The organism is Enterobacter sp. PI-10 (genome assembly GCF_027947695.1).
Taxonomy (GTDB): Bacteria; Pseudomonadota; Gammaproteobacteria; order Enterobacterales; family Enterobacteriaceae; genus Enterobacter; species Enterobacter vonholyi.
Genome location: NZ_JAJNOG010000002.1, coordinates 655,436 through 679,975, shown reverse-complemented (window position 1 = coordinate 679,975; position 24,540 = coordinate 655,436). Strand labels below are relative to the sequence as shown.

The 24,540-nt window shown below is 52.9% G+C and carries 21 protein-coding genes and 1 pseudogene; 12 read left to right on the top strand and 10 right to left on the bottom strand.

Annotation, left to right across the window (positions count from 1 at the left end):
- Positions 1-43 precede the first annotated feature (43 nt).
- From LRM19_RS07675 to tyrR, 3 genes are all read left to right on the top strand, one after another.
- Positions 44-1,441, top strand: coding sequence for a YcjX family protein (locus tag LRM19_RS07675; RefSeq protein WP_271368035.1), 1,398 nt, complete (start codon positions 44-46; stop codon positions 1,439-1,441).
- Positions 1,438-2,490, top strand: coding sequence for a YcjF family protein (locus LRM19_RS07670; protein WP_271368034.1), 1,053 nt, complete (start codon positions 1,438-1,440; stop codon positions 2,488-2,490). The genes LRM19_RS07675 and LRM19_RS07670 overlap by 4 nt, the downstream gene beginning before the upstream one ends.
- A gap of 112 nt (positions 2,491-2,602) precedes the next feature.
- The gene (gene tyrR / locus LRM19_RS07665) at positions 2,603-4,144 is read left to right on the top strand and encodes a transcriptional regulator TyrR (RefSeq protein WP_023312028.1); all 1,542 of its coding nucleotides are present in this window, start codon (positions 2,603-2,605) and stop codon (positions 4,142-4,144) included.
- A gap of 36 nt (positions 4,145-4,180) precedes the next feature.
- Here the strand turns inward: tyrR and LRM19_RS07660 are convergent, their stop codons facing one another.
- Both LRM19_RS07660 and tpx read right to left on the bottom strand, forming a co-directional pair.
- Positions 4,181-5,389, bottom strand: a complete 1,209-nt coding sequence (locus LRM19_RS07660; protein ID WP_271368033.1) for an aldose 1-epimerase family protein — start codon at positions 5,387-5,389, stop codon at positions 4,181-4,183.
- A 276-nt stretch (positions 5,390-5,665) separates the two neighbouring features.
- Entirely contained in the window at positions 5,666-6,172 is a 507-nt protein-coding gene (tpx, locus tag LRM19_RS07655) for a thiol peroxidase (protein ID WP_023335907.1), read from the bottom strand.
- A gap of 107 nt (positions 6,173-6,279) precedes the next feature.
- On the opposite strand from tpx, the gene ycjG reads away from it, so the two are divergent.
- Positions 6,280-7,245, top strand: a complete 966-nt coding sequence (ycjG, locus tag LRM19_RS07650; protein ID WP_271368032.1) for an L-Ala-D/L-Glu epimerase — start codon at positions 6,280-6,282, stop codon at positions 7,243-7,245.
- On the opposite strand, the gene mpaA is transcribed toward ycjG, so the two are convergent.
- Positions 7,236-7,949, bottom strand: a complete 714-nt coding sequence (mpaA, locus tag LRM19_RS07645; protein WP_111965078.1) for a murein tripeptide amidase MpaA — start codon at positions 7,947-7,949, stop codon at positions 7,236-7,238. The two genes, ycjG and mpaA, sit on opposite strands and share 10 nt — an antisense overlap.
- 185 nt (positions 7,950-8,134) lie before the next feature.
- On the opposite strand from mpaA, the gene LRM19_RS07640 reads away from it, so the two are divergent.
- A complete protein-coding gene (locus LRM19_RS07640; RefSeq protein ID WP_271368030.1) occupies positions 8,135-9,751 on the top strand; it encodes a peptide ABC transporter substrate-binding protein in 1,617 nt (538 codons plus the stop codon).
- Positions 9,752-9,871: 120 nt separating this feature from the next.
- Positions 9,872-10,627: a hypothetical protein gene (locus LRM19_RS07635; protein ID WP_271368028.1), complete on the top strand. Its 756-nt coding sequence runs from the start codon at positions 9,872-9,874 to the stop codon at positions 10,625-10,627.
- 98 nt (positions 10,628-10,725) lie between these two features.
- Here LRM19_RS07635 and LRM19_RS07630 read toward each other — a convergent pair whose 3' ends face one another.
- From LRM19_RS07630 to LRM19_RS07615, 4 genes are all read right to left on the bottom strand, one after another.
- A complete protein-coding gene (locus tag LRM19_RS07630; protein WP_127732791.1) occupies positions 10,726-11,289 on the bottom strand; it encodes a DJ-1/PfpI family protein in 564 nt (187 codons plus the stop codon).
- Positions 11,290-11,506: 217 nt separating this feature from the next.
- Positions 11,507-11,647: an Ecr family regulatory small membrane protein gene (locus LRM19_RS07625; RefSeq protein ID WP_143345725.1), complete on the bottom strand. Its 141-nt coding sequence runs from the start codon at positions 11,645-11,647 to the stop codon at positions 11,507-11,509.
- 74 nt (positions 11,648-11,721) lie between these two features.
- Positions 11,722-12,954, bottom strand: a complete 1,233-nt coding sequence (locus LRM19_RS07620; RefSeq protein ID WP_136194955.1) for a sensor domain-containing diguanylate cyclase — start codon at positions 12,952-12,954, stop codon at positions 11,722-11,724.
- Positions 12,955-13,046: 92 nt separating this feature from the next.
- Complete coding sequence (locus LRM19_RS07615; RefSeq protein ID WP_271368026.1) at positions 13,047-15,176, bottom strand: putative bifunctional diguanylate cyclase/phosphodiesterase; 2,130 nt, start codon at positions 15,174-15,176, stop codon at positions 13,047-13,049.
- Between the two features lie 457 nt (positions 15,177-15,633).
- On the opposite strand from LRM19_RS07615, the gene LRM19_RS07610 reads away from it, so the two are divergent.
- From LRM19_RS07610 to dbpA, 4 genes are all read left to right on the top strand, one after another.
- Entirely contained in the window at positions 15,634-16,776 is a 1,143-nt protein-coding gene (locus LRM19_RS07610) for a methyl-accepting chemotaxis protein (RefSeq protein ID WP_127731206.1), read from the top strand.
- Between the two features lie 155 nt (positions 16,777-16,931).
- Positions 16,932-17,915 (top strand): zinc transporter ZntB, encoded by a 984-nt coding sequence (gene zntB / locus LRM19_RS07605; RefSeq protein ID WP_111965070.1) that lies wholly within the window; start codon positions 16,932-16,934, stop codon positions 17,913-17,915.
- 273 nt (positions 17,916-18,188) lie between these two features.
- On the top strand, positions 18,189-18,371 hold the full coding sequence (ynaL, locus tag LRM19_RS07600; protein WP_115875320.1) for a proline-rich small protein YnaL: 183 nt from the start codon (positions 18,189-18,191) through the stop codon (positions 18,369-18,371).
- A gap of 27 nt (positions 18,372-18,398) precedes the next feature.
- The gene (gene dbpA, locus LRM19_RS07595) at positions 18,399-19,772 is read left to right on the top strand and encodes an ATP-dependent RNA helicase DbpA (protein ID WP_271368025.1); all 1,374 of its coding nucleotides are present in this window, start codon (positions 18,399-18,401) and stop codon (positions 19,770-19,772) included.
- 42 nt (positions 19,773-19,814) lie between these two features.
- On the opposite strand, the gene ttcA is transcribed toward dbpA, so the two are convergent.
- The 3 genes and pseudogenes from ttcA to LRM19_RS07585 form a co-directional block, all read right to left on the bottom strand.
- Positions 19,815-20,750 carry a tRNA 2-thiocytidine(32) synthetase TtcA gene (ttcA, locus tag LRM19_RS07590; RefSeq protein ID WP_127731200.1) on the bottom strand — a complete coding sequence of 312 codons (936 nt, stop codon included), beginning with the start codon at positions 20,748-20,750 and terminating at the stop codon, positions 19,815-19,817.
- 35 nt (positions 20,751-20,785) lie between these two features.
- Positions 20,786-20,936, bottom strand: a pseudogene (locus LRM19_RS21195) (site-specific integrase); the annotation flags it as partial.
- A gap of 87 nt (positions 20,937-21,023) precedes the next feature.
- Positions 21,024-21,434 carry an ASCH domain-containing protein gene (locus LRM19_RS07585; RefSeq protein ID WP_271368024.1) on the bottom strand — a complete coding sequence of 137 codons (411 nt, stop codon included), beginning with the start codon at positions 21,432-21,434 and terminating at the stop codon, positions 21,024-21,026.
- 679 nt (positions 21,435-22,113) lie between these two features.
- Here LRM19_RS07585 and LRM19_RS07580 point away from each other — a divergent pair.
- Both LRM19_RS07580 and LRM19_RS07575 read left to right on the top strand, forming a co-directional pair.
- Complete coding sequence (locus tag LRM19_RS07580) at positions 22,114-23,637, top strand: EAL domain-containing protein (protein ID WP_271368022.1); 1,524 nt, start codon at positions 22,114-22,116, stop codon at positions 23,635-23,637.
- A 476-nt stretch (positions 23,638-24,113) separates the two neighbouring features.
- Positions 24,114-24,461 carry a DUF1294 domain-containing protein gene (locus LRM19_RS07575; protein ID WP_271368021.1) on the top strand — a complete coding sequence of 116 codons (348 nt, stop codon included), beginning with the start codon at positions 24,114-24,116 and terminating at the stop codon, positions 24,459-24,461.
- Positions 24,462-24,540: the final 79 nt, after the last annotated feature.

Sequence of the window (24,540 nt, the reverse complement as noted above, 5' to 3'; positions counted from 1 at the left end):
CTGAAGCCATGCATTCAAGGCTTCCGGGCAACGAAGGACGGCGATGAAGCGACTTAAAAACGAAATTAATTCACTGGTTAACCGTGGCGTTGACCGTCATCTGCGTCTGGCCGTGACGGGGCTGAGCCGCAGCGGTAAGACGGCATTTATCACCGCGATGGTAAACCAGCTCCTGAACCTGCATGCCGGGGCGCGTCTGCCGTTGCTCAGCGCGGTGCGGGAAGAACGTCTGCTGGGCGTGAAGCGCGTCCCTCAGCGCGATTTTGGTATTCCTCGTTTTACCTATGACGAAGGGCTGGCGCAGCTGTATGGCGATCCGCCCGCGTGGCCGACCCCGACGCGAGGGGTCAGTGAAATTCGTCTTGCGCTGCGTTTTCGCTCGAATGAATCCCTGATGCGCCACTTCAAGGATACCTCCACGTTGTACCTTGAAATCGTCGATTATCCCGGCGAATGGCTGCTCGACCTGCCGATGCTGTCGCAGGGTTACCTCAGCTGGTCCCGCCAGATGACGGGCTTGTTGCAGGGGCAACGCGCAGGGTGGTCGGCCAGATGGCGACAGCTTTGCGAAGGACTGGACCCGCTTGCGCCAGCAGATGAAAACCGTCTTGCGGCCATTGCCGACGCCTGGACGGCGTATTTGCACCAGTGTAAACAGGAAGGATTGCACTTCATTCAGCCGGGTCGCTTTGTTCTGCCGGGTGATCTAGCGGGCGCACCTGCGCTTCAGTTCTTCCCCTGGCCGGATGTGGATGGGGTGGGTGAGTCGACGCTGGCGCAGGCTGATAAGCACACGAACGCCGGGATGCTGCGCGAGCGTTACAATTACTACTGTGAAAAAGTGGTCAAGGGATTCTATAAAAACCACTTCTTGCGATTTGATCGTCAGATTGTGCTGGTGGATTGCCTGCAGCCTCTCAACAGCGGGCCGCAGGCCTTCAACGATATGCGCCTGGCGCTGACGCAGCTGATGCAAAGTTTTCACTACGGGCAGCGGACGCTGTTCCGTCGTCTATTCTCACCGGTGATCGACAAACTGCTCTTTGCGGCCACGAAGGCCGATCACGTCACGGTCGACCAGCATGCCAATATGGTATCGCTGCTGCAGCAGCTGGTGCAGGACGCCTGGCAAAACGCCGCCTTCGAAGGGATCGGCATGGATTGCCTTGGGCTCGCGTCCGTGCAGGCGACACAAAGCGGGCTGATTGATCTTAACGGCGAGAAAATACCGGCATTACGCGGGAACCGGCTCAGCGACGGTGAACCGCTTACCGTCTATCCGGGCGAAGTGCCTGCGCGGCTGCCGGGTCAGGCCTTCTGGCAGAACCAGGGCTTCCAGTTTGAAGCCTTCCGCCCGCAGGCAATGAGTGTCGACAGGCCATTACCACACATCCGTCTGGATGCGGCGCTGGAGTTTTTGATTGGAGATAAATTGCGATGACGGAACCGTTAAAACCGCGCATAGACTTTACCGGAACGCTTGAGCAAGACCCTCAGGAGGCGTTCAAAACCGCGCAGACGTTCAGCGGCACGCAGGCCGATAACTTTTCCCCGGCCCTGACAGAGGAGCCTGACGTCGAGGAAGGTCCGGCGGAGGCCGTTGTAGAAGCCGCTCTGCGTCCCAAACGAAGCCTGTGGCGCAGGATGGTCACCGCCGGTCTGGCGCTGTTTGGCGTAAGCGTGGTTGGGCAGGGCGTGCAGTGGACGATGAATGCCTGGCAAACTCAGGACTGGGTCGCGCTGGGCGGATGTGCCGCAGGCGCGCTGATTGTGGGGGCGGGCATCGGGTCGGTTACCACCGAGTGGCGTAGGCTCTGGCGTTTGCGCCAGCGCGCGCACGAGCGTGATGAAGCGCGGGATCTGCTCCACAGTCACGGCACCGGCAAAGGTCGTGCCTTCTGTGAAAAGCTGGCCAGCCAGGCCGGAATCGATCAGTCGCACCCGGCGCTTCAGCGCTGGTACGCCGCCATCCATGAAACCCAGAACGATCGGGAAGTGGTGACGCTATATTCCCACATGGTTCAGCCGGTGCTGGATGCCCAGGCGCGGCGCGAGATTAGCCGTTCTGCGGCGGAATCCACCCTGATGATTGCCGTCAGCCCGCTGGCGCTGGTCGATATGGCCTTCATCGCCTGGCGTAATCTGCGCCTGATCAACCGTATCGCGAATCTCTACGGCATAGAGCTGGGTTACTACAGTCGGCTCAGGCTTTTTAAGCTGGTCCTGCTCAATATCGCGTTTGCCGGGGCGAGTGAGCTGGTGCGCGAAGTAGGAATGGACTGGATGTCGCAGGATCTGGCGGCGCGTCTTTCTGCTCGTGCCGCCCAGGGGATTGGCGCAGGATTATTGACGGCGCGTTTGGGGATTAAAGCGATGGAAGTCTGCCGTCCGCTGCCCTGGATTGACGGCGATAAGCCGCGACTGGGGGATTTCAGGCGCGAGCTGATCGGCCAGCTCAAAGAGACGCTCATTAAAAAACCGGCTCCATGAGGTTTTGTTCACTAATCGTGCTGGCTGTCAATATTTGTTGACAGCCATCTTCCCGATCACCGTGTTCTGACATATCATTTTACTGTTACTGGCTTAAAACGGTGAATTTCCCATGCGTCTTGAAGTCTTCTGTGAAGACCGTCTCGGTCTGACCCGCGAATTACTCGATCTTCTTGTTTTACGTAGCATTGATTTACGTGGCATTGAGATCGATCCTGTCGGGCGAATTTACCTCAATTTTGCCGAAATTGAATTTAATACATTCAGCAGCCTGATGGCGGAAATCCGCCGTATCGCTGGCGTTACGGATGTACGCACCATTCCCTGGATGCCTTCTGAACGTGAGCACCTGGCGCTGAGCGCGCTGCTGGAGGCCATGCCTGAACCGTTCCTCTCCCTGGATTTGAAAAGCAAAGTTGAGCGCGTTAACCACGCGAGCTGCCAGCTTTTCGCGCAGAGCCAGGAGAAGCTCAGCAATCATAACGCCGCGCAGCTGATCCCCGGCTTTAACTTCCAGCGCTGGCTGGACAGCAATCCGCAGAACACGCTTAGCGAGCATGTGGTGATTAACGGGCAGAATTTCCTGATGGAGATCACGCCGGTCTATCTGAAAGGGGAAGGGAATACTCGCGTGTTGACCGGGGCGGTGATCATGCTGCGCTCGACGCTACGCATGGGTCGCCAGCTGCAAAACCTCTCCAGTCAGGACGTTGGCGCGTTCAGCCAGATTATTGCCGTCAGCCCGAAAATGCGCCATGTGGTTGATCAGGCGCGCAAGCTCGCAAGCCTGACCGCGCCGCTGCTGATAACCGGGGACACCGGCACAGGGAAAGACCTCCTGGCTCATGCGGTGCATCTGGCGAGTCCGCGCGCGGCTAAGCCTTATCTGGCACTTAACTGCGCCTCTATTCCGGAAGATGCCGTTGAAAGCGAGCTGTTTGGTCACGCGCCGGAAGGTAAGAAAGGGTTCTTCGAGCAGGCTAACGGCGGCTCCGTGCTGCTGGACGAGATCGGCGAAATGTCGCCACGTATGCAGGCTAAGCTGCTGCGTTTCCTGAACGACGGAACCTTCCGCCGCGTCGGTGAGGATCACGAAGTGCATGTGGACGTGCGCGTTATATGCGCCACCCAGAAAAACCTGGTTGAACTGGTGCAAAAGGGGATCTTCCGCGAGGATCTCTATTACCGCCTCAACGTCCTGACGCTGAACATTCCACCACTGCGCGATTGCCCGCAGGACATCATGCCGCTAACTGAGCTGTTCGTCGCCCGCTTTGCCGACGAGCAGGGTGTGCCGCGTCCGAAGCTGTCTGCCGATCTCGGCACGGTGCTGATGCGCTACGGCTGGCCGGGCAACATTCGTCAGCTTAAAAACGCCGTCTATCGCGCGCTGACCCAGCTTGAAGGCTACGAACTGCGCCCGCAGGATATCCTCCTGCCGGATTACGACGCCGGAACGGTATCGGTAGGGGAAGAGGCGATGGAAGGTTCGCTGGACGATATTACCAGCCGTTTTGAACGCTCAGTGCTGACGCAGCTGTACCGCAGCTATCCCAGCACCCGCAAGCTGGCAAAACGCCTTGGTGTCTCGCACACCGCGATCGCGAACAAGCTGCGTGAGTACGGTTTGAATCATAAGAAAGGCGACGAATAACAAAAAGCCTCTGTAAAGAGGCTTTTTACTTTACGTTTATTCCTTCGCCATCGGCGTGTTAACGATGTCTGTTTTTGTCTCGCCCTGAATCGACGCAATCCTGCTTTCAACCTCTTTCACCTGCTGCGGGCTGTGGAGCAGGGTGTAGGTCAGATCAAACTGCGCGCTGGCACCGGGCTGCAGCTGCTTAACCCGCTTCTGCTCGCGTTCAATCGTGACGGGGTAGGCGTAGCTGGTGCCCGGTTCGATGCCCGTGACGTAGCCCTGCTTCAGCGTGTCGGTGTTTTTCCATAAGGTCAGCACGGGCAGCTGGCGGGTATCAAACTGGATTGACGCGCCTTTATCACCGGCTTTATTGACCACCGCCGCGAGCGTTTCGTGGTTGTTGTCGGCTAGCGGCTGAATATTAAAGACCATCTCATCAAAGCCTTTTGTCGGCCCGGCGTAGGTTTGCCAGTCGTTAACCCCCGCTTTGGCGTAGTCATTGAACGGGCTCACGCTCGCCGCAGGCGCAAGGAAACGGGCGCCTTCCTCTAGGATCGGCGTGCCGAAGTTGCTGTGATAGATGATTTGATAATCATGAGGGTAATCGGCATGGTTTGTCAGAACATCGTGCAGGCTGAACCGGTTGGTTCCGGGAACGTAGCGCAGCTCGGTCATGGTTTGCAGATCCGCTTTTTTAAACGTGCTCTCTTTGATTAAACCCCGAACGCGGATCTCATGCGGGGCGGTATCCGCCACCTCAACTTCCACCTGCGATACCGGTGTATTTCCGGCCCTGCCGTGAAGGGTGTAAATTTGCCCATCTGCGGTGACCGGATGACCTGTCCACTCGTAGCCACAGCGCACCATCATCTCGTTGAATCCATCCAGCCAGCCGAGACCGTTTCGGCTTTCAAGATTGATATAGGCAGGATTGACGACCTCTTTGACGGGGGAGTTCCATCCCAGTCGGGTGCCAAACCCTTCAACGTGCAGAAGGTTCATGCCGCGTGTCGGGCTCAGGGTAATCGTCAGGCCATCTTTACTGCTAATAATGATGACTTTACTGCCTTCCTGCTTGCCGCCGTGTAAGATTTTTTGCTCAATGCTGAACGTCTGATCTTTAACTTTCAGCTCATCACTGGAAATCTTCCAGTTTCCTTTCTCTACGCTGCTTTCAGCGCTTGTCAGCACCCAGGTTTTGGCCGCTGCATGGCCAGAAATCAGTACCGTCAGGAGCGTAAAAGCGAATTTAATCTTCATATTTAATCCTTTTTGCTGAAACGATTATTTTCTTTCGTAAGCAAATCTAATGTTTAGGCAAAAAGGGAAATGTGATGTGCTTCACTGCGGCCAAAAATAGGGAATTTTAACGATTATTATGCGTTGTTGATCACGCTCATGTTACAAATTGCTCATGTTATTGCATGATTAATGCGACTTGCGAGCATTTTAGCTTTAACGATTCAGCTTTAAAGTAATAAAAAAACCCCGCCGCAGCGAGGTTGAGAATAAGTTGTATAGAATGCTAAGGACTTATTATGCTTTCAGCACGTCCAGCGCGGCAGTGTAGTCCGGCTCGGTGGTGATTTCGTTAACCAGTTCGCTGAAAACGACAGTGTCGTTTTCGTCCAGAACCAGTACAGCTCGAGCTGCCAGACCTTTCAGTGGGCCTTCCGCGATGCTGACGCCATATTTCTCGAGGAAATCAGCGCTGCGCAGGGTGGAGAGGGTGATGACGTTGCTCAGGCCTTCTGCGCCGCAGAAACGGGACTGGGCAAACGGCAGGTCAGCGGAAATGCACAGCACCACGGTGTTGTCCATTTCAGTCGCCAGCTGGTTGAATTTACGCACGGATGCGGCACAAACACCGGTATCAATGCTTGGGAAAATGTTCAGTACTTTGCGTTTGCCCGCAAACTGAGCCAGTGTGACGTCAGACAGATCTTTAGCCACCAGAGTAAAAGCCTGCGCTTTGCTGCCAGCCTGCGGAATGGAACCTGCAACAGCAACCGGGTTGCCCTGGAAATGAACGAGTTGTGACATAGATATCTTCCTGTTTACATATAGTTAACGTCGGGGCTAGTGTATGCCATCAGCGGATAACACGGCAAACCAAATTTTTCGCCTTTCCGGGCCGCAAGGAGTCAGTGATGAGAAGCGTTAAGGTCTATGAAGAAGCCTGGCCATTGCATACCCCGTTTGTGATCTCCCGCGGCAGCCGAAGTGAAGCCAGCGTGGTCGTGGTTGAAATCGAAGAAGAGGGGTTTAAAGGCGTCGGGGAATGTACGCCTTACCCGCGCTACGGAGAAAGCCTTGCGTCGGTGATGGCGCAGATCATGACCCTTGTGCCTGACCTGCAAAAAGGTCTCACGCGTGAGTCGTTACAGCAGCGTTTGCCCGCCGGGGCGGCGCGTAACGCTATCGACTGTGCGCTCTGGAGCCTTGAAGCCGCTCAGCAGCAAAAATCGCTGACGTCCTTGCTGGGTGTGATGCTGCCTGAGTCCGTCGTGACGGCGCAAACGGTCGTGATTGGTGAGCCTGAGCAGATGGCCGCCAGTGCGAAAGCGCTCTATGACGCCGGGGCCACGCTCTTAAAAGTGAAGCTCGACGATCGTCTGATCAGCGAGCGGATGGTTGCCATTCGCTCTGCGGTGCCCTCAGCCACGCTGATTGTTGACGCCAACGAGTCGTGGCATCCTGAAGGGCTGGCAGCGCGATGCCAGCTGTTGGCCGATCTGGGCGTGGCGATGCTGGAGCAGCCTCTGCCGGTAAAAGAGGATGCGGCGCTGAAGAATTTTATCCATCCGTTGCCCGTCTGCGCGGATGAAAGCTGCCATACCCGCGAAAATTTGAGCGAGCTTAAGGGCCGCTATGACATGGTCAATATCAAGCTCGACAAGGCAGGCGGACTGACAGAAGCCCTGGCACTGGCGGCGGACGCCAGGGCGCAGGGGTTTGCCCTTATGCTGGGGTGCATGCTTTGCACCTCCCGGGCGATCGGCGCGGCGCTGCCGCTGGTCAATCAGGTCCGTTTCGCCGATCTGGATGGTCCGACGTGGCTGGCGGTTGACGTTTCACCGTCGCTTCATTTTACCAGCGGCGTGCTTCATCTCTGAGGCTGCCAGCGCAGAAGCTCCACCATCGCTTTTAGGTATTTTTCGCTGGCTTCGTCGGAGGAAATCGGCGGGAATTCAGCGGTGATGCAGGGCAGGCTCAAATCGGCGCACCAGCTACCAAAGGAACCAGGGGTTTCATAGCCCACGCTGGTGACGAGCGGCAGGGCGAAAGCCTGCGCCAGCCACTCGCCCAGTTCGGAGTGGCGCGGATCTTCAATACAGGCCAGCGGATCGTGGAAGGAGACAACCCATGCTGGGTGGATTTTATGGATAAGCTGGCACAGCGCCTGCGTTTCCGGCTCCGAGCCAGGCTTGTCTCCCGTTAGCAGCACCACGTCCCGCTCCTCGGCGGAGCTGTTCCAGCGATATACCGTTTCCCCTGCGCGCCAGTTTGCCGCCGGGAAATTACGGTTCAGGTCGATTCCTCTCGCATTCGCCCGCAATCCCAGCTGACAGCCGTCCGGATTGACGGCAAGAATCACATGGTGACGTCGCAACGAAGGCGTCAGCGTCCTCAGCGCGCAGGAAAGCGTGACGATGGAAGAGTTCTCGTCTCCGTGCGTGCCGGCAATGATCAAACCGCTGTTGCGATCGGCATCGGGCGCCGGGAACCAGATCAGCGATGCGCCTAAAAATGAGCGGCCATATTGCTCGGCGCCCGGCGGAAAGGCGCCGCGCTCCGCTCGCGGTCGGGTGGTTGCCATACGAAATCCTGATAAAGAAGTCTCTACAGGCAGTGTTGTGCAAAACCCGCTGTTAATCAAATAGTTTCCGTGACGGCTGAGAATTGCCTCAAATCACTATTCCGGACGAAGGTATTTGCATTTCTCTGTTTCGAAACAAATAATTACGCATCTGCTTGTTACCTGAATTCATTAAAGGGCATCTTATGAAGCATCCTGTTTCGCGTCTCTGTGCTGCACTGTACCTGTGCGGACTCTCTACACTCTCGTACGCTGCTGATGTGCCACAGGGCACGGTACTGGCGCAAAAACAGGAGCTGGTCAGGCATATTAAAGACGAACCCGCTTCGCTCGATCCGGCAAAAGCGGTGGGATTACCCGAGATTCAGGTAATTCGCGATCTTTTCGAAGGGCTGGTGAATCAGAACGAGAAAGGGGAACTGACCCCAGGGGTAGCGACGCGCTGGCAGAGCAACGATAACCGTATCTGGACGTTCACCCTGCGCGATAACGCGAAATGGTCTGACGGTACGCCCGTCACCGCTCAGGATTTTGTCTACAGCTGGCAGCGTCTGGTTGACCCGAAAACCACGTCTCCGTTTGCCTGGTTTGCGGCGCTGGCAGGCATCAACAACGCGCAGGCCATTATTGATGGCAAAGCGGCGCCAGGTACCCTGGGCGTGACGGCGGTGGATGCCAGAACCTTACGCGTCCAGCTGGACAAACCGCTCCCGTGGTTTAGCAACCTGACGGCGAACTTCGCCTTCTATCCGGTGCAAAAAGCGAACGTTGAAAGCGGTAAGGAGTGGACGCGTCCGGGCGCTCTGGTAGGTAACGGCGCCTACGTCCTGAACGACCGCGTGGTGAATGAAAAACTGGTTGTCGTTCCGAATACGCACTACTGGGACAATGCGAACACCGTCCTGCAAAAAGTGACCTTCATTCCGATTAATCAGGAATCGTCCGCCACTAAGCGCTATCTGGCGGGTGATATTGATATCACCGAATCGTTCCCGAAAAACATGTATCAGAAGCTCCTGAAGGACATTCCGGGACAGGTTTATACGCCGCCCCAGCTCGGGACCTATTACTATGCGTTTAACACGCAAAAGGGCCCGACGGCCGATGCCCGGGTGCGTCTTGCGCTGAGTATGACTATCGATCGCCGCATTATGGCAGAGAAGGTGTTAGGTACCGGCGAGAAGCCGGCCTGGCATTTCACCCCTGACGTGACGGCGGGTTTCACCCCTGACCCTTCACCGTTCGAGCAGATGTCCCAGCAGGAGCTGAACGCTCAGGCGAAAACCTTGCTCCAGGCCGCAGGCTACGGTCCTCAGCGTCCGCTGAAGCTGAACCTGCTGTACAACACGTCGGAAAACCACCAGAAGATCGCCATTGCGGTGGCGTCCATGTGGAAGAAAAATCTCGGTGTGGATGTCAAACTGCAAAACCAGGAGTGGAAAACCTATATCGACAGCCGCAACACCGGCAATTTTGATGTGATCCGCGCGTCATGGGTAGGTGATTACAACGAGCCTTCGACCTTCCTGTCCCTGCTGACCTCAACCCACAGCGGCAATATCTCGCGTTATAACGATCCGGCCTACGATAAAATTATTCACCAGGCGACGCTGGAAACCACGGCGAAAGCGCGTAATACGGACTACAACATGGCGGAGAAAATCCTTATGGAGAAAGCACCTATCGCGCCAATTTATCAGTACACCAACGGTCGCCTGATTAAGCCCTGGGTGAAAGGATATCCGATTAATAACCCAGAAGACGTGGCGTATAGCCGGACCATGTATATTGAGAAGCACTGACGAGCCCGGATTATGCGGTAACTGTCGTTAATGAGAGTACATTAAGAACTGGCGCATTTAGCGCCAGTTTCTTTATTCCAGAAAAGATGTCTGTTTCACATATAATCGCAGGGATAAATTATGACGGAAGAAAAGAAAGATAAACCCTCTTTTCCGGCAGGCTTAGGTATTATGGATAAAATCTGGGAATGGCAGTGGATTATACGCTTCATCTATATTGTCCTTTTCGCCGATCTGGCGCTGCTGGCTTACAGCGGACAGGGGATTTTGACCTGGCCCGTACAGGCCATTAGCTGGACCGAACACCTTGGTTTCTTCTGCGTCGCACTGGCGGCTCTGGGGCTGATAGCCACAACCCTCATGCCCTTTGTCGCCAGTCTCTTCAGGCAAGTGCTGAATGAGATCATATACAGCAGCATCTTTCCGGATATTCTTCGCCCGCAGAGCGATTACGAGAGATACCCGGGTAAGGTACCCTCAAGAGAAGTCCTTGATTTAGCACTGGAAGAGAATAATCAGTTTTTACTTAATTACTATGAAAAACATGATTCCGCCTGGCGCAGTAAATTCACTGAAAGATTCAAAGTTGGCGATTTACTTTTTGGTATCCTGTTTTTCATGATACTTGATTACCATCCGCACTGGTTCAGTCACGCTCAGCATTCCTTAGCCAGCGATCTTTTTAATCTGGGTGGTGATGAGGGTTTTGTTATATTTTATATCGTCCTTATCATTGTATTTAGCGCCCTGATGAATGTCTGGTTCGGCAAATGGGACTGGGGAAATATTTATTATCCACCGCTGTATCGTAAAAAAGAAGAAGCTCGAAGAAAGGAGCGAGAGAGAGAAGCGCAATGGCGTCGCCAGAATGAATAAATAATTCCCTGCTAACCAGTGCTCCATACATACTATTTTTTTGGCTTCGTCTGAGATATCGCTCCCGCCCAGGCGGAGCTGGCGGGAGCAGAGGTGGGCTATTCTAACAACTCACTAAACTTCGCCAGCCACTGCGGATGCGCAGGCCAGGCGGGAGCCGTCACCAGGTTGCCGTCTACATGGGCCTGATCGATGCCGATAGTGGCGTAGTGTCCACCCGCGAGACGTACTTCAGGTGCGCAGGCCGGGTAGGCGCTACAGGTTCGTCCTTTCAGAATGCCCGCGGCAGCAAGCAGCTGCGGGCCGTGGCACACCGCAGCAATCGGCTTACGCGCGGCGTCAAATGCCTGTACCAGCTTTAACACGTCCTCATTTAGCCGCAGATACTCGGGGGCTCTCCCGCCGGGGATGAGCAGCGCGTCGTAATCCTGCTCCTTTACGGTTGAAAAATCGGCGTTGAGGGTAAAGCGGTGACCGGGTTTTTCGCTGTAGGTCTGGGCACCGTCAAAATCATGGATTGCCGTCATGATGTAGTCGCCTTTCGGTTTGTCGGGGCAGACCGCATCAACCTGATGGCCAATCATCTGCAAAGCCTGAAAAGGCACCATGGTTTCGTAATCTTCGGCGTAATCGCCAACCAGCATCAGGATCTTCTTGCTCATCATTCCTCACCTTTTTCAATAAAGATGATTAAGATATAGCCTGGCATGGCTGAATTGCCGGAAATAAAAAAGCCCGTCAGAGCACGGGCAACATAAGCAAATGAATAAATGATTCGTTATCAACGTTGTTGGAGGATAACGCCGTATATTTTACGCGGCAGTAAGACAAGCAGATACCTGACATATTCGGTAGGTGAAACAAGCGATTAAACGTGCGTTACAGTGCGTCGAAGGTCGGGTAAAGGCTATTTTCAAGGAATTCTACGAGATACCAGATCTCACCGCTAAAAATAAACCAGAAGCCAAATATAATAAGGAGCAAAATAATAAAGGTGAGTATTATTTCAGTTTTTCCCATTGCTGCTTTTACCCACCTGAAGCTAATTGATTCGAGGTGGGCATTGTAGCGGGGCTTTTCCGGATACTCCAGTTTCATGCAGCAAGGACTTTATTGCGTCCGTCATTTTTAGCGCGATACAGGGCATCGTCCACACGCTTAAACAGCTCGTCAATACTCTCTCCCTGATTGTGCCGCGCCACCCCAATGCTGACGGTAAACCGCGGCAAGCCCGGAATCGTGATGCGTGCAACGGCTGCACGGATTAACTCGGCAATCTGCAGGGCGGTATCGAGAGAGGTACGCGGCAGCAGGATAACGAACTCTTCGCCACCCCAGCGGAACACCATGTCGCCCTCCCGACTACAGGCTTCCAGCGTTCGGGAAAGGGCGATTAGAACCTCATCGCCTTTCAGATGACCGAACAGGTCATTAATGTTTTTGAAATGGTCGGTATCCACCAGCAGCAGGCTAAATTGCTGCTGCGCAGGAAGTTTATTCCGGTTGCTTTGATCGGTAATTGCGTAGAACTGGCGCCGGTTGAGTAGTCCCGTCATGGAGTCACGTAACGCGGCATGTTCCAGCTCCTGCTCCAGCCTTTTTTGCTCGGTGATATCGTGGATGATGCACAGCATCAGCTTGTCGCCGTAAATCTCAATGGGCCCGGCATACGTCTGAACGTGGCGGGTGGTTCCATCGGCAAGGCGGTGAATAAAATTGAGCGGCTTATGACCACCGGGCAGCGCGGCAATCGCAGTCATAATGGGCATCACATCTCGCCCCAGCGTATTGATTTCCCAGGTATGCTTACTGCACATGTCATCATGTGAGTAACCATAAAAATTGAGTGCGGCCAGATTTGCATCGACAATTTGCCCGTCGCGGGCCGGATCGATTAACAGCATCGGGGCGCTGTTGGTCAGAAAAAAGCGCGCATAGAAACCCTGTTTTTTCCGTCGATAGGTGGCGGAACGGCTTGCCTTCAATCCTGAGAACATTTGTTGGGAGATGCCTTCGAAAACAATCACATCTCCCCAGGGAGCGTAGTGGGCGAGCGAGAGCCGACAGCTTAACGGCGTGTCCTGTCCATCCCGGCTAGCCGTCCAGATTTCGACGATCTCCTGCTCTGTTTTCAGTTCAGGTACATACATCGTCAGGAGGGTTTGCGCCCTGGCAGAATAGATCCCTTTGCGAAGGTCCTCGAGGGTTTTATCCCCCATGAGCTGCCTTGCTGCCACATTCGCAAAAATGATCTTTTCCGACACGGGTGAAACGAGCCACACGGGTGTTTTAATTACATTCAACGCATCAAAACAAGGTTGCGACATAGGCGTTTCCTGTTCATCGACAACATGTGCCTGACAATCATGCCAGAATTGACTCGCGTGTACTCCTTTGAAACATACTCCACTTAACCCCGTCAGGCATGATTTTTTTGTGAAATAAATGCGGGGTCCGTTTGAATTTTATTAATGGGGATAATCTGTTTGTCTGAGTTTATCTGCAGCAGTAGCCACGGTACCTGTTCGGCAGGTAAGGGCCGGGAGAAAAGATACCCCTGCAGGTAATCGCAGCCGAGACGGGTGAGAACCGCCTCCTGTTCTTCCGTCTCGATCCCTTCTGCCACCACATTCATCTCCATGGTCCGGGCGATACTGATTATGGTCTCGACCAGCTTGTAGCTTTTTTCATTTCCCAGCATCGATGTGACAAAGCTTCTGTCGATCTTGAGTTCTTTTGCGGGAAGCACGCTAAGCATCAGCAGGTTGGAATAGCCCGTACCAAAATCATCAATCGAGACGACGATCCCCGCATGATTAAACGCGTTAAGCAACTCAATGCTGCGGTCGAGATTTTTAAGCGCGGTGCTTTCCGTTACCTCCAGGATCAGTCGGGACGGAGGCAGGTTATATTTTTCCAGCATCGACGAGATGATCTGGAAAATGTCCGGCTGTTCGAACTGAACGGGGGATAGGTTGAGCGACAACGTCCACTGGCTGAACCCTTGTTCAGTCCAGAAATGAAGCTGTCGGCATGCCGCTTCAATGGCCCAGTTACCTACCGGAATAATTAAGCCTGTTTGTTCCAGCGAGGGGATAAACAGATTGGGCAATACAACGCCTTGCTCTGGATGTCGCCAGCGCAGAAGGGCTTCAAAACCATGAATCGTTTTCTCTCCCGCATGCCAGGTTGGCTGATACCATAGTTCAAACTGATCCCGTTCAAGCGCCTGCGAGAGTTCCTGCAGAAAGCCGGGTTTCGCCGGGATCGCTGTTGACATCTCGGCCCGGTAAATCGCCCAGCCGTTACGGCCATCTTCCTTGACGCGGTGTAAAGCTGCATCCGCCTTGAGTTTCAGCTCATGCAGCGTTTCGCCATCCTGAGGATAGAGGCTGACGCCCGCGCTGATCGTCGTGCTTAACGTATGTCCGCATATCGACAGAGGGCGTCGTACATCTTCAAGCAGCGCGGTGAGCAGGGCGCTGAGCTTGTCGTTATCACATTCAGGCACCAGCAGGATAAAGGCGTCTCCTCCCAGTCTTGCCAGGGTCATCTCACGCGTGAGCCTTGCCGTGATGCGCTGCGCGACAGCGATCAATAGCTCATCACCGACGCTGTGACCCCACGTATCGTTAACGCGTTTGAAGTGATCGACGTTCAGGAAAATAACCGCAAATGGCTTCTTGCTCAGCAGCGCGCTGCGCAGACAGTCCTGCATGCGGAGATCCATCTGGTGGCGGTTTGCGAGCCCGGTGAGCGCATCAAAACGCGCCTGCAGCTCTAGCTGACGGTTGAGCTGCTGCAGATTATCCGTCAGCCGGCCGGTGCGCCGGTGAGAATCGATAAGTGAAATGATTAACATCACGCCGAGCAGGCAGAGCGTGGTGACTGAAACCCAGATGGATAAACCCAGCTCACCGATCCCTCCGGGGACGGCATGCGCCATTTCCTGAAATTGCGCGGCGCTCATGCCGGTATAATGCATCGCACAAATCGCGGCAGCCATAACGAAGGCCGCGATAATTCGATCGATAAAGACGCCTTTATGTTTATCGCGCAGTCGGAAAGCCAGCCACAGCGCCGTACCTGAGGCAACAACCGCAATAACCACGGACAACCCTACGAGGCTGCGATCCCAGATGATGCTGCCATCCAGCATCAGGGCCGCCATACCGATATAGTGCATAGACACCACGCCAGCGCTCAGGAGCGTCGTGGCAAAGATCAGTCGAAAAGGGGAAAGTTTTTTACCCGTGACGGCAATATTAAGCGCCGTTGTCGACGCAACCACCGCGACGCCCAGTGACGCAAGGGTTAACCAGAGGTCGTAGCTCATCATCATGGGCATTTGCATCGACAGCATGCCGATAAAGTGCATCGACCAGATGCCAATACCCAGCGTGACCCCACCGGCAATCCGCCAGAAGAGTGCAGCCTTTCGGCTGGAGAGAGGGATCTTTCCGGCGCTGTCCAGCGCCACAAATGAGGCAATAAACGCCACCAGATAAGAGATAGCGATTAACACAGGGTCCCACGATATATTGAGCATTATGCAATCCCACGCCTGAGAGGGTTACCGATTTCGCCTGCCGGGTACATCTTTATCGGGCAACGAACATGCGCATTCAAACCATATTAGTTATTTATCGTGAATAATGACCAGTCATATTAATACTCTAAAACTCATCAAGAATATAAAATATATTCTTTTTGTTAATGTATTAAGCATTGCTAAACAAGAACGAATAACAGTAGCAAAGCTCCTTAAATATGAGTGCGATCGTATCGTCTCACCGCGGGCGATACTATCGCTTAACATGGCTGGAAACCAGTATTGCAGCATGCTGAGTAGAACATTTTTACTAATACGCTCTTTTAATCTGACTTAAGGTAAATCTCAGGATGCTAACGGCGAAACAAAAAACAAGCGTTGTTTGCGATGAAAAACTTCTGGGCCAATGCTATAAGTCTAAGTGCCGACTTAAATATAAAACGTGGGTATTATCATGCTAAAAAATATTAGTGTCAGGACCTTTATTATCGGGTTCCTTTTATCTCTTTTTTTGGTAAGTGCAGGTGTCGTTGTTCTATTTTCCAGCAATCCCTCTCTCTTTATTTCGCTTAATGCCATCAATTTCGTTGCACTATTTTTGCTCTGGGTCTACATGACGAAGTATCTTGTGACGCCGATCAATACGGTGAAGAAAAGTATTGAAGAGGTGACAGCAGGCAACCTTGGTGTATCTATCCCTGAATTTGGCAATAACTGTGCGGGCCGACTCATCCCCGGGATCAATAGCCTTTCCGGTAATATTGCGACGCTTGTACGTGAGATCAGGGCGTCATCGCAAACCGCCATGACCTTATCGGATCAACTCTCGCAACGTAGCGCTCAGCTTTCGGTGAAAACCGAGCAGCAGTCTGCATCATTAGTGCAAACCGCAGCCAGCATGGAGCAAATGGCCGCGAGCACCAAAAACAATGCCGATAACACGCGTCTGGCGAGCGAGCAGGCAAATGTGGCGACGCTGCAGGCGCGCAAAGGCGGTGAGCTGATGGGACAGGTCGCCAGCAATATGCAGTCCATTACCGAATGTGCGCAGCAGATGACGGAGATTATTTCGCTCATTGACGGCATTGCGTTCCAGACGAATATTCTCGCGCTCAACGCGGCCGTTGAGGCGGCAAGGGCGGGCGATCATGGCAAGGGTTTTTCTGTGGTCGCGGAAGAGGTAAGAAACCTGGCACACCGCAGCGCAGAGGCCGCGAAGAATATCAAAACGCTGATTGAAGTCACCAGCAGTAACGTCACGCAGGGAGCCAGCGTTGTGTCACAGGCAGAGAAAAATATGCATGAAATCGTAACGGGTTCGGGGAATGTCAGCCGCTTAATGGACGAAATTTCCGCGTCGACGTCAGAGCAGGAGAAAGGCATTTCTCAGATTACCCTGGCGCTATCGGAGCTGGAGCGGGTCACGCAAAGTAATGTGGCAATGGCAGAGGAACTCAACGGCTCCTCTGATGTACTGCGTAATCAGGTGATTGAGCTGCAGGCCAGAACGCGCAATTTCAGACTTGACCAGAACTCTTCTTCCTCATTACCTGGCGGCTCGCCATCCTTCCTCCACCGGCCAGAACACTCTCTCTGATTAAACCTCAAAGCCTGGCGTGCCAGGCTTTTTTTTTGCCTCTTGCCAGCATGTTCATTTCCTGAGCGATTTCAGCGCGATGGAAAACATAGTTGTTGATTAAGCCCTGATGGAGGCTAGACTGACACCGAAAGAGCTAAAAAGGCGGAGGCGCTGTGGAAAGCATTAAAGGATCTGAACTTAACGTTCCTGACGCAGTTTTTGCGTGGGTGCTGGATGGTCGCGGCGGTGCCCGGCCGCTGGAAGATAATGATGCGATCGATAGCGCGCATCCCTGCTGGTTACATCTGAACTACACCCATACGGACAGCGCTGACTGGCTGGCCTCGACCCCGCTCTTGCCTAATAACGTGCGCGATGCGCTGGCGGGTGAAAGCCTGCGGCCCCGCGTGAGCCGAATGGGTGACGGGACGCTGATCACCCTACGCTGCATTAACGGCAGCACGGATGAACGCCCGGATCAGCTGGTTGCGATGCGTGTCTACATGGACGATGGGCTCATTGTGTCCACCCGGCAGCGAAAAGTTCTGGCGCTGGATGACATCGTCAACGATCTGAAAGAGGGCACCGGGCCAACCGACTGCGGCAGCTGGCTGGTGGACGTGTGCGACGCGCTTACCGATCACGCGAGCGAGTTCATCGAAGAGCTGCACGACAAAATCATCGACCTGGAAGATAACCTTCTCGATCAGCAGATCCCGCCGCGCGGTTTTCTGGCCTTGCTGCGTAAGCAGCTGATTGTGATGCGCCGCTATATGACGCCGCAGCGCGACGTTTATGCGCGCCTTGCCAGCGAAAGGCTCGCCTGGATGAATGACGATCAGCGACGCAGAATGCAGGATATTGCCGACAGGCTGGGCCGCGGGCTGGATGAAATAGATTCCTGTATTGCCAGAACGGCGGTGATGGCAGACGAAATCGCGCAGGTAATGCAGGAATCTCTGGCGAGAAGAACCTATACGATGTCCCTGATGGCGATGGTGTTTTTACCGAGCACGTTTCTGACCGGGTTGTTTGGCGTCAACCTGGGCGGTATTCCGGGGGGCGCTTATCGCTACGGCTTTACGGCCTTTTGCGTGATGTTAGTTGTTTTGATTGGGGGTGTTGCATGGTGGTTGCATCGTAGTAAATGGCTGTAAATTTACGCTTTTTTCCTCTTTTTCCGGGATTAAAACGCTCTTTTAATTGAGCGAAGTCAATAAACATCTACCCCGTAAGGTGCAATATTACTCCCGCAGGTGAATGCAACGTCAAGCGATGGGCGTTGCGCTCCATATTGTCTTACTTCCTTTTTTGAATTACTGCATAGCACAATTGATTCGTACGACGCCGACTTCATAGTCGGCTTTTTTTTGCCTCCTGATTCTCAGCGTCTACCCTAAAAGGGATGACAGCCAATTCTGGAGGGAATGATGAGCATCCTTTACGCTCTGCTACTGCAACATTCACGTCAATCCGATCCCATCCCCACCGATCCGGTGCCCATGCCCGATCCCATACCGCGTCCGCAGCCAATGCCCGACCCGCCGCCCGATGAAGAACCGATTAAATTGTCGCATCGGACCGCGAGATCTGCGAGGATACGCGCCATCTGACCGCTAAGATCACCACGAGAGACAATTGTGACCGCTTTTTCTACCCTGAATGTTCTGCCCGACGCCCAACTCGCTAACCTCAACGAGTTGGGATACCTCACGATGACGCCTGTTCAGGCGGCCGCGTTGCCCGCCATCCTCGAGGGCCGTGACGTGCGCGTACAGGCGAAAACGGGCAGCGGGAAAACGGCGGCATTTGGCCTTGGCCTGTTGCAGCATATCGATGCGGCGCTTTTTCAGACCCAGTCTCTGGTACTGTGCCCGACCCGCGAACTGGCAGACCAGGTCGCGGGTGAACTGCGTCGCCTGGCGCGTTTCCTGCCCAACACCAAGATTTTAACCCTCTGTGGCGGACAGCCGTTCGGCGCCCAGCGTGATTCACTCCAGCATGCGCCGCACATTATTGTCGCCACGCCCGGACGCCTGCTGGATCACCTGCAAAAAGGCACCGTCTCGCTGGATGCGTTACAAACGCTGGTCATGGATGAGGCCGATCGGATGCTGGATATGGGCTTCAGCGATGCGATTGACGAGGTGATCCGTTTCGCACCGTCCGATCGTCAGACGCTGCTGTTCTCTGCGACCTGGCCCGAAGCCATCGCCGCCATCAGTGGTCGCGTGCAGAAAAATCCACTCACCATTGAAATCGACAGCGTTGATGCGCTGCCCGCCATCGAGCAGCAGTTCTTTGAAACCTCTCAGCAGGGTAAAATCCCGCTCCTGCAGAAATTGCTGAGCCAGCATCAGCCTGCATCCTGCGTGGTGTTCTGTAATACCAAAAAAGACTGTCAGGCGGTCTGTGATGCTCTGAAAGCCGCCGGTCAGAGCGCATTGTCGCTGCATGGCGATCTGGAACAGCGCGATCGCGATCAGACGCTGGTTCGTTTCGCTAACGGCAGCGCCCGAGTTCTTGTCGCAACCGACGTCGCTGCACGCGGTCTGGATATCAAATCGCTTGAGCTGGTGGTGAACTTTGAGCTGGCATGGGATCCTGAAGTACACGTGCACCGTATTGGCCGTACCGCGCGCGCGGGAAACAGCGGACTGGCCATCAGCTTCTGCGCACCTGAAGAGGCGCAGCGCGCCAATATTCTTTCTGAGATGCTGCAGATTAAGCTGAACTGGGTGAATGCACCGGCCGGCGTTAGCCTTGTGCCGCTGGAGGCTGAAATGGCGACGCTGTGCATTGATGGCGGTAAAAAAGCCAAGATGCGTCCAGGTGACGTATTAGGCGCGCTGACCGGGGATGTGGGGCTGGACGGGGCGGATATCGGTAAGATTGCGGTCCATCCGGCGCATGTCTATGTCGCGGTTCGCCAGAAGGTTGCTCATAAGGCATGGAAGCAGCTGCAAAACGGGAAAATTAAGGGTAAAACCTGTCGCGTACGTCTGCTGAAATAAAGAATGAAGCGTCTCAGACGGTTTTTCTGAGACGCTAATCGTTTACTTCACTTCAAGCACGTTCAGACGCAGCTCTTCAAACTGACTGTCATCTTCTTCCGGCTGCCAGCCCGCTGGCTGCATGGGAATATCTTCCCGATCGAACGCCAGGTCCCCGCCGTTCACAACTTCTGACTCGTGGTTGATGCCTTTAAAGTCGAACAGCTCCACATCCGCGAGATGAGAAGGGACGACGTTCTGCATCGCGCTGAACATGGTTTCGATACGACCCGGATAACGCTTATCCCAGTCGCGCAGCATGTCACCAATTACCTGACGCTGCAGGTTCGGCTGAGAGCCGCACAGGTTACATGGAATGATCGGGAACGCTTTCGCCTGAGAAAAACGTTCAATGTCTTTTTCGCGGCAGTAGGCGAGAGGGCGGATCACAATGTGCTTGCCGTCATCGCTCATCAGCTTAGGCGGCATGCCTTTCATCTTGCCGCCGTAGAACATGTTCAGGAAAAGCGTTTGCAGGATATCGTCGCGGTGATGCCCCAGCGCAATTTTAGTCGCGCCCAGCTCCGTCGCGGTACGATACAGAATGCCGCGGCGCAGGCGAGAGCAGAGTGAGCAGGTGGTTTTCCCCTCCGGGATTTTCTCTTTCACAATGCCGTAGGTATTCTCTTCGACGATTTTGTACTCAACGCCCAGCTTTTCGAGGTATTCCGGCAGAATGTGCTCCGGGAAACCCGGCTGTTTCTGGTCAAGGTTGACCGCCACCAGGGAAAAATTCACTGGCGCACTTTGCTGGAGATTACGCAGGATCTCCAGCATGGTATAGCTGTCTTTACCCCCTGACAGGCAAACCATGATGCGGTCGCCTTCTTCAATCATGTTGAAGTCTGCAATGGCTTCGCCCACGTTACGGCGCAGTCGCTTTTGCAGTTTGTTGAGGTTGTATTGCTCTTTTTTGTTAATCTCTTGATTCTCTTGCATTGAGTACTACCTTCGGAGCCAGCAGGGGCAAACATTGTATGCCGCGTATGGTACGGATTCCGGCGACGAATACCAGCACGTTTTACAGCTCATTAAATCCGGAGCCGATACGCGAAAAGCGTAGCAGGCTTTCTGTGTGCCCCTGTGCATCCTGGGCATAAAAACAAATTGCAGGTTTTGATGCTCCCATGAGGACCAGCGCGAGGAGAACTTACGTTGTCTTTTACCGGAACGAATTCAGCGAAGGTACTATCCTGGCCACTTAATCTCCGCTTACAGCACATCAACCAATTCAAATTCTTCTGCGATCAGTTCCATATCTTCAGAAAAATGGCCTTCGCAGACGAAAAATCGCTGATGCTCTTTCTGCCAGTATTCAAGGCTTAAATCACCTTCACCCTCTTTGCGAGCGAATTCTTCAGTAACATCGCAAAAACGCACCAGCCGCTGTGAAACCAGCCTGATCACACAGACCGGGACGTTTTGTCCATCAAGGATTATGTTGTAGCTCCCCACCCGCGCTGCAGACACATCCTGCGAGTACGAGGCAAAAGATCCGCAGGTGGCCGTTTTGATTCCTTTTTTAATCAGGTCCGCAAGCTTGCTCGCCAGTTCCGGGCTGTCACCCATTTGCCAGGCCGCTGCGCCTGGGTACTTCGTTTTTAATTCCTCAACCTTAACCATTCAAATTCCTTCTTAACACTTGACCAAAAGAAACGAAGTAGCGTTTTTAGCATAACCCCCCTCGATATTAGAAGCGTAGTAGGCTTCCCTTCCACCTTTTTGCTCTGGTGGGTACGAAAACAAAGCGTTGCGCGTATTGTCCGACTAAATATAACCTTATGGGGTTATCTGTGTGGTGAATCTGTTGTCTTCAGCCAGGCGCGTGGCTTTGTATATCATTAACGTGTCACCAGGATGCAATAATCACCATGCTTTTTCTTATAACTTTATCCCATTGGAAGGGGCACGTGTTCAAATTTAATTCATCACTATTGGCGGTTTTGCTGTTATCAGGCTGTAGCTCCGATCTTGTTCTCAATCCACCTACGCAACCCGAATACAAGTCAATGCCAGAAATTACGCAGTCTGTGACGCCAACGCAACAGCGTGCCATCATGGCTGGCGAGCGACCTGACTGGTCAGAAAGAACCCCGATCAATACAATAAAGCGGTACTAATAAACACTTATCCACCAGGGCTGCCGTTCGGCGGCCTTTTGATTCCACTCCATCTGGCTTGCGAGAAAATTTCTGACGCCTGATATGGTATTTATTTCTTTATCAACCATGCTTAAGACGAAGATAATTCAATCACTTCAGGATCGCTGAAGCGGCAACTTTACTCAAATCGAGAACCCTAAATGCGCCATGCATCTATTCCCTTAGCTGCAGCCACGACAATGTTTTTGCTCGGCGTTTTTATCATCAATTTACAGGTTTGGTATTCTGCACGTGCTGACAGCCTGGCAGAGGCGCGCTACGTCGTACGGAACATGAACGTTATTCTTAAAGAAGCCCGTCATGCGACTCAGATGGCAATGCAACTTGCCGAGAATGAGTGTGATGCAGAAGGGCAATATCGGCTGGGTACCGAGGCAGCATTACAGCCTCACCTGAGAACGATCATTATTCTGAAAAATAACGCGGTCTGGTGCTCCTCATTACCGGGAAACCGCGTATTGTTGGTCAATAGCTCAGTGCTGCCTGAGTCATCATTGCTCCTGGTTCCTTCGGGGAGTACCGTCAACGGTCTTCCGGTTCTCTTATACCAGACAACCCACGCCGGAAGCCGAATCATCGTTAGTATCAGTGATAGCCATATCCGGGATGCGCTGGATATGCCATTAAACGGCGTTGAATATTCTCTAAGAGTAGGCAATACCCTTTTAGGCCTGACAGGCGATGTGACTACGGTAGACCATACGAAGAAAGAGGTATTAACGGTCAAGGCCTCAGCTTTTCCTTTCTCGGTACAATTTAATTCTCCACCTCTTTTTAGTCTTAAGAGATTACTCAATCGAGCCGGAGGCGTAGTGTTATTCCTGCTGATAATATCGTCTCTTTCTGCTTATATTCTTCAGCGATATCTTTCTAAGGATGTTTCACCGGAAGAGTCACTGCGTACCGCCATATACAGAAATGAAATTATTCCGTATTACCAGCCCGTTGTCAGCGGCAAAGAGGGGGCGCTACGAGGTGTGGAAGTGCTGGCCAGATGGAAGCATCCACAGTCAGGGTTTATTTCTCCGGCTTCATTTATTCCTCTCGCGGAGAAATCAGGCTTAATCATTCCCTTAACTCAGAGCTTAATGCGTCAGGTTGCATCGCATATGAATTCGATCTCTACGTTGCTGCCAGAAGGGTTCCACGTCGGTATTAACTTCAGCGCGTCCCATATCGTTGCGTCCACCTTCGTTGAAGAGTGTCTCCATTACAAGCACAGCTTTACTCGACAGGATCTTAACCTGGTCATTGAGGTGACCGAGCGTGAACCTCTCGATATCGATGACCATCTCGTTAAGACCCTCAATGCGCTACATGAGATTGGATTTGCCATTGCTCTTGATGATTTTGGTACGGGGTATTCTGGTCTGTCCTACCTGCAGGATCTGCATATCGATTACATTAAAATCGACCAAAGCTTTGTTGCCAGGGTTAATGCCAGTGAGGACTCAACCGTTATACTGGATTCGGTACTGGAACTGGCAAAAAAATTATCAATCAGTATTGTGGCGGAAGGTGTTGAAACACAAGAGCAACTTGATTATCTCACCCATAACCACATCAAGTTCTTACAAGGTTTCTTCTTCTACAAACCCACGCCGTTTAAGGAACTGGTAAAAGTCCTTCTGTCGAAACCAAAAGTGAAGATAATGGTGGAATGAGGTTTATCACATCGGAAAAATGGGGGGACATCACCCCCCTAAAGGAATGCAGACATAATTTTTTTAACTACGGTGATATTTTGTTATTCATTGACCATCTGGTCAAATTAATTGTGTGCAACAATAGTTTTAAACGTTGGGCATGACACGACGCGCCTAAAAATTATCTGCTTGTTTTATAAATTGATCTCCATCAATATTTCTTACCCGTCTGTTTAAACAGCCACTGCATTCGTTTTTATTTTGTTAAAGGGATGCACGCACAATGTGTTTTTGCAGTGAGCCGTTTCAGAATATTTTTTTAAGAAAAATATGTAAACTGCACGATTATAATGAAAGGATGCTTGACTGATTAATGCCGTTTAAATGTTAATCAGTAAAGCGCCAGGCATTCACCCTGTTTTAAAGAAGTAAACTTTACCTGTTTTGGGTATCATATGCCGTCGAAAACCGTTTAACAGCCTGTGACCAGAACAATGACTCTCAATCGCTTTTGCTATGTACTACTGATTTTCGCTGCTATTGCTAGCCTGTTGGCTCCGAATCCGTTGGTAATCTGGTTTCTGCTGATCAATCTGCTGACAATAGTCATGTACGACGCCGATAAAATGGCGGCGCGGAAGGGGATGCGCAGGGTGCCGGAAGCTACTTTGCTGGTATTTGGCGTAACAGGTGGCTGGCCTGGCGCCATTGTGGGGCAACGGCTCTTTCGCCATAAAACCCAAAAGCAGCCTTTCAAAACGTACTTTTTCATCAGCGTCATGGTCAGCATCGCCATGATGGCGGTGGTTTACCATTTATCTTCTTATTCTTCTTTGTATTAATCCCTCTGTTACTGCCAATAGTAGTAGGGCTTTTCTTAAGGGGTTGCTGTTTTTTGCACAATCTGAATAATACGTGCAA